This window comes from Oerskovia turbata (assembly GCF_000718325.1).
In the GTDB taxonomy this organism is placed as follows: Bacteria; Actinomycetota; Actinomycetes; order Actinomycetales; family Cellulomonadaceae; genus Oerskovia; species Oerskovia turbata.
On sequence record NZ_JOFV01000062.1, the window covers coordinates 1 to 245 of the forward strand.

A 245-nucleotide genomic window follows, 5' to 3' on the forward strand; every position below is an offset into this window, starting at 1 on the left:
CTATCAGCTGACGATCGCCTCGGCGGTGGAGGAGCAGACGGCGACGACGACGGAGATGTCGCGGGGGGTGCAGGAGTCGGCGACGGGTGCTTCGGAGATCGCGGGCAACATCACCGGCATCGCCACGGCCGCGTCCTCGACCGCGGAGGCGATCCAGCAGATGAACGACTCGATCGCCGAGCTCGCCCGGATGAGCGCCGACCTGCAGGCCGACGCCTCGAAGTTCGTCTACTGACCCACGCCCC

The 245-nt window shown here is 69.0% G+C and carries 1 protein-coding gene; it reads left to right on the plus strand.

Annotated elements, in window-relative coordinates:
* Positions 1-235: hypothetical protein (locus IE95_RS0118420; RefSeq protein ID WP_030153755.1), on the plus strand; the 235-nt coding region annotated here is incomplete at its 5' end.
* Between the last annotated feature and the right edge of the window lie 10 nt (positions 236-245).